The organism is Pedobacter sp., from assembly GCF_035317785.1.
GTDB lineage: Bacteria > Bacteroidota > Bacteroidia > Sphingobacteriales > Sphingobacteriaceae > Pedobacter.
This window is the reverse complement of the sequence record NZ_DATHGC010000189.1, coordinates 1-5,159: the sequence shown is the minus strand read 5'-3', so window position 1 is coordinate 5,159 and position 5,159 is coordinate 1. Positions and strand designations below refer to the sequence as shown.

Below are 5,159 nucleotides of genomic sequence, written 5' to 3'. Positions count from 1 at the left end.
ACTGGCAATTGATATTGACCCTGCTCTCCTGGTTCACCAGCGGATCTATCAGTTTTGCGATCTCCTCATCATCATCGCTAAATATACTTACCTGCTGCCCGTGGGTAGATTCGATCAGGTAGGTTATCGTTTCTTCCAGATCATCAAAAGGAACTACAGGAATAACCGGGCCAAACTGCTCCTCGGTGTACAATTTCATTCCTTTGCTTACGGGGTACACGATCGCGGGGAACACAAAGGATTCATTGGAAACACCCCCGTTTTCATTTACCACACGTGCACCTTTTTCAACAGCATCATCAATACATTCTTTCAGATATGCTGGTTTATGGGGCTCTGGCAGTGGGGTCAGTGATACTCCTGTCTCCCAGGGCATGCCAAACTTAAGTTTGGAGACTGCATCGGACAGCTCAGTCAAAAATGCGTCTGCCAGGCTTCTGTGTATAAATATGATCTTTAAAGCAGTACAGCGCTGTCCGTTGAATGACAGGGAACCCAGGACCGTTTCCTGCACAGACAGTTTAATGTCCGCTTTTGACGTTATAATGGCTGCATTTTTTGCATCCAGCCCCAGGATCGCGCGCAGACGGTTTACTTTAGGGTGCAGCTTCTTCAGTTCGTTCGCTACTTTACTTGAGCCGATGAGGGTAAGTACGTTGATGTCGCCGGATTTCATCAGATCAGGAATGATCTTGTTACCTCTTCCATATATCGTGTTGACTACTCCTTTAGGAAAGCAGTCTCTGAATGCGGTAAGCAAAGGATAATGCAATAGCGTACCGTGTTTAGGTGGTTTAAACAGTAAAGTATTGCCCATGATCAGCGCGGGGATCAGCGTAGTGAAAGTTTCGTTCAATGGATAATTGAAGGGGCCCATGCACAGCACAACGCCCAATGGAGACCGCCTGATCTGTGCAACTATTCCCTGTTCTATGCTGAACTTAGACGACTGACGGTCAAGATCTTTTAATGCGTCAATTGTAGCGTAGATATACTCAACTGTGCGGTCAAATTCTTTTACGGAATCTGCATAGGATTTACCGATTTCCCACATGAGCAGTTTGACGACTTCATTCTTTTTCTCAATGATCTCATGAGTGAACTTTTCTACACAGGTGATCCTGTCAGCTACACTCATGGTAGGCCACTCTCCCCTGCCATTGTCATAAGCTTTAACAGCCGCATCAAGTGCGGCTGTGGCTTCCTTCTCCTCACAAAGCGGATAGGTACCTATCACTTTACGCTGCAATCCATTGGCTGTTTTGATGCAAACGGGAGACAGTACAGTGTGTACTTCACCATTCCAGGGATGCATCTGCCCATTATTCAGGTACTCCCGCTGGTGTACTTCTTCTTTTAATCTAAATTCTTCCGGTATTTCATGTTCTTCTACGAAAATAGAACTGAGACGTTCTTTAAATGTCATTTATATAGTTTTTAGGGTTGAAAGACTGTGATCCTAAAGATCAGTAATTGGTTTGTATTTAGGAACTAATGCTTTCATAATTGACCAGGCTATCAGGTATGCCATGGCACAAATGGCAAACATAATTGAGTAACCCGTTTCAATATGTCCCAGTGCTTTGTAATTCGTAAATAATGCACCTGCGAGCTTCGTTACCAAAACACCGCCCAGGCCGCCCATCATTCCGCCAATTCCTATAACCGAACCGATCGCTTTTTTGGGAAACATATCAGACACGGTGGTGAACAGGTTGGCGGACCATGCCTGGTGTGCCGAGGCTCCTACACCGATCAGCAATACCGGGATCCAGAAGGTAATGTGTCCCAAAGGCTGTGCGGCAAGCACCACCAGCGGAAATATAGCGATCAGCAGCATTGCCTTCATTCGGCCGGCATAAACTTCATGCCCTCTGTTTATAAAGTACATCGGGAACCAGCCGCCGCCTATACTTCCGAACATGGTCATACTGTAAAGTACTGCCAGGGGAAGCATGATCTGCGTGTCTACCATTCCGTACTGATCTTTCAGATATGCAGGCAGCCAAAACAGGAAAAACCACCATACGCCATCGGTCATGAACTTACCGATAGCAAATGCCCAGGTCTGTTTGTAACTGAGCAGTTTAAACCAGGATATCTTAGCTTCGTGAACCACCCCTTCGCTGATGACACTCGGCGTTTCAACCTCACCATCACGGATATAAGCCAGTTCCTCCGGAGACAATCTTTTCTGATCCTCTACTTTATCATAATACTTGTACCAGAAAAAGAGCCACAGAAAACCGATAGCGCCAATAAATATAAATGCAGCTTCCCAGCCCCATTGTGCTGCGATAAATGGAACGCTCAATGGCGCAAGAACTGCACCTATATTGGTACCTCCGTTAAAAAATCCGGTTGCGAATGAACGTTCCTTTTTAGGAAAATACTCGGCTGTAGCTTTAATGGCCGCAGGAAAGTTCCCTGCTTCTCCAAAGCCGAGCACCGCGCGGGAAATCATAAAACCAACAATTGAAACAGATGCAATGCCTATCCCTGCGAAACCGAGTACTGTTGAGACCAAATTCCCCATTGGGATCGCAAATGCATGCAGGATGGCACCTAGAGACCATATGATAATGGCCCATGCATATCCTTTCTTGGTACCCAATTTATCAATGATTCTTCCGGCAAAGAGCATGGAAATGGCATAGGTAAATTGAAATACAGAAGCGATGTTTGCATAATCATTGTCTGTCCAGTCAAACAGCTCCTCCAGATGGGGCTTTAATAAACTCAAAACCTGCCTGTCGAGATAGTTTACAGTAGTAGCAAAAAATAATAAAGCACAGATTGTCCACCTGTACCCAGGTACTTTTTTATCGTTCATTATATTTGGTTTAATATTGGTTATGTGTTCTTCTTTAGTTTGCCTGCATCAGGCCTTGTTTTACTCCATTCATCGAAATATAGTTATAATTTCCTTCAACAGTTTCTATGAAGCCGGTAAGTGCCGACAAGTCTGTGCCCCACAAATTCTCATCCGTTAGAACTGACTTTACATAGACTGATGTGTCCAGCTTGCTTTTTTCATAGAAATATGCAGCTTGGTCGTCGGTAATTGGGTATTCACGGCCTTTAAAGTCACCAAAATACTTTTCGCCCTCTTTCCTGTTGGTTCGCATAAACAATAAAAACGCTGCAAATCCAAAGGCGATATGTTGCGGAACTTTATTGTAAATTTTATAATACTGAACCAGTACCGGTAATATTCTGATCTTAATTTTCATCACATATTGAAACGTGATGTTGATCCAAAGGTGCTCAATATATGGATTGGCGAACCGGTCAAGTACAGATCCGGCAAAAGCCGACGCAACAGCCGCCTCTACCTTATAAGGAATGGCGGGAACAATCTCGTTTTGCATCACATCGGAAATGTAATCTTTTAAAGCCGTATCATTCATCGCCGTATTTACCGTATCAATACCTGACAGATATGCGATGCCGCAAGCTAATGTGTGTGAGCCATTTAAAAGTCTCACTTTCAGCTCCCGGTAGATCTCGATATCCGGCTTTACAATTACACCATGATCGGCTGACTCGAGGTTAAGCAGTTCTGAAACCCGCGCGTTTCCTTCAATTGCCCATAACCTGTATGGTTCTGCCATGATCAGCAGACTGTCTTTATAACCCAGCTGCTTTTCCAGTTTTTCCAGTGCAGCATCGTCGGGTTTACCTGGAACAATCCTGTCAACCAGTGAATTACAAAAGAAAGCATGTGTGTTTAACCAGGCAGAAAACTCAGGTTCAAGATGATTAAACGCTGCAAGCTGATAGACTATGCCTTCCAGTTTCTTTCCGTTTTCTGGAATAAGTTCAGTAGCAATAACCGCAATATCTGAAGCGGGCGAGTCGCCTAATGCTTTGTAGCGCGCATACAATACCGCCAATACTTTTGCGGGAAATGATAAGGGAGGGTTTGCCGCTATACTTTCGTTGACCAACTGTATACCAACCTCGGTTGTATTAGATACAATAACCTGAAGTTCACTGCTTTTGGCAATTCCAAGTATAACAGACCAGTCTTTATCGGCCGAAAGAACCCTGCTTATCGCAGATGAAATGATGTTTTCCTCCACCGGCTGACCATTTTCCAATCCGCGTACACAAATCGTGTAAAGGCCATTCTGGTCTTCAAAGTCTTTCACATCACCTTTGCTGGTAGATTTCACGACGGCTACCCTGCCATTGAATATATTTTTCTTATTGGCTTTATCTATAAAATAATCAGGAAGTCCGCGCAATAAGACCCCGGTGCCAAATTGAAGTACTTTCTCTGGCAGCTGCAATAGTGAATCATTAGGAATGGAAACGTTTTCAGCGTTTATACTTTTTAATGTTTGGTTAGAAATAATCATATCTCGAATTTCATACAGTCGAAAACAATTCTACATAATTATCGCTAAGAATAAGGCTTTTCAGCCGAAATTATTTACGCAATCGTTATCGCTGAAATGATCTGAATACGTTGAAATTAACCATAAATTACCCAAACAAGTCACTGCTCAGGTAACGGTCTCCCCGGTCGCACGCGATAAAGACAATGACACCGGATTCCAGTTCAGCTGCAAGTCTCAATGCACAGGCTAATGCACCCCCGCTGCTCATCCCTGCAAAGATCCCTTCTATTTTGGCCAGCTTCCTGGCCATATCTGTCGCTTCCTGCTGAGAAACGTCCATGACACGGTCTACCCTGCTTGGATCAAATATCTTAGGTAAGTAGGCTTCCGGCCATCTGCGAATTCCTGGAATAGAGGATTCTTCTGTGGGCTGACAACCGACGATCTGAACCTCCGGGTTCTGCTCTTTCAAAAACATGGAATTGCCCATAATGCTGCCTGTTGTGCCCATAGAGCTAACTAAATGGGTGATCTCCCCTTTGGTATCTTTCCATATCTCGGGGCCGGTAGTCTTGTAATGTGCAAGGTAATTGTCGGGATTTGAGAATTGGTTCAACAGGAAATATCCAGGCTGGAGGCCTTTCTCTTCTGCATAATCCCTGCAGATTTCTATAGATTCCAGCAAAGTGACCTTGGCGCCATAAGCTTCCATAGTAAGCGTCCGCTCCCTTGTGGAATTGGATGGCATGACCAGTTCTATCTCCAGGTCATATATGCTCGCGATCATCGCCAGTGCTATCCCTGTGTTTCCGC

The 5,159-nt window shown here is 44.5% G+C and carries 4 protein-coding genes; all 4 read right to left on the bottom strand.

Annotated elements, in window-relative coordinates; genetic code table 11:
• The coding region (locus VK541_RS11555; protein ID WP_324370187.1) for an aldehyde dehydrogenase family protein at positions 1 to 1,426 on the bottom strand (1,426 nt) is incomplete at its 3' end.
• A 33-nt stretch (positions 1,427 to 1,459) separates the two neighbouring features.
• Positions 1,460 to 2,833, bottom strand: coding sequence for an MFS transporter (locus tag VK541_RS11550; RefSeq protein ID WP_324370185.1), 1,374 nt, complete (start codon positions 2,831 to 2,833; stop codon positions 1,460 to 1,462).
• A gap of 34 nt (positions 2,834 to 2,867) precedes the next feature.
• Entirely contained in the window at positions 2,868 to 4,364 is a 1,497-nt protein-coding gene (locus VK541_RS11545; RefSeq protein ID WP_324370183.1) for a tagaturonate reductase, read from the bottom strand.
• Positions 4,365 to 4,491: 127 nt separating this feature from the next.
• The coding region (locus VK541_RS11540; RefSeq protein ID WP_324370181.1) for a pyridoxal-phosphate dependent enzyme at positions 4,492 to 5,159 on the bottom strand (668 nt) is incomplete at its 5' end.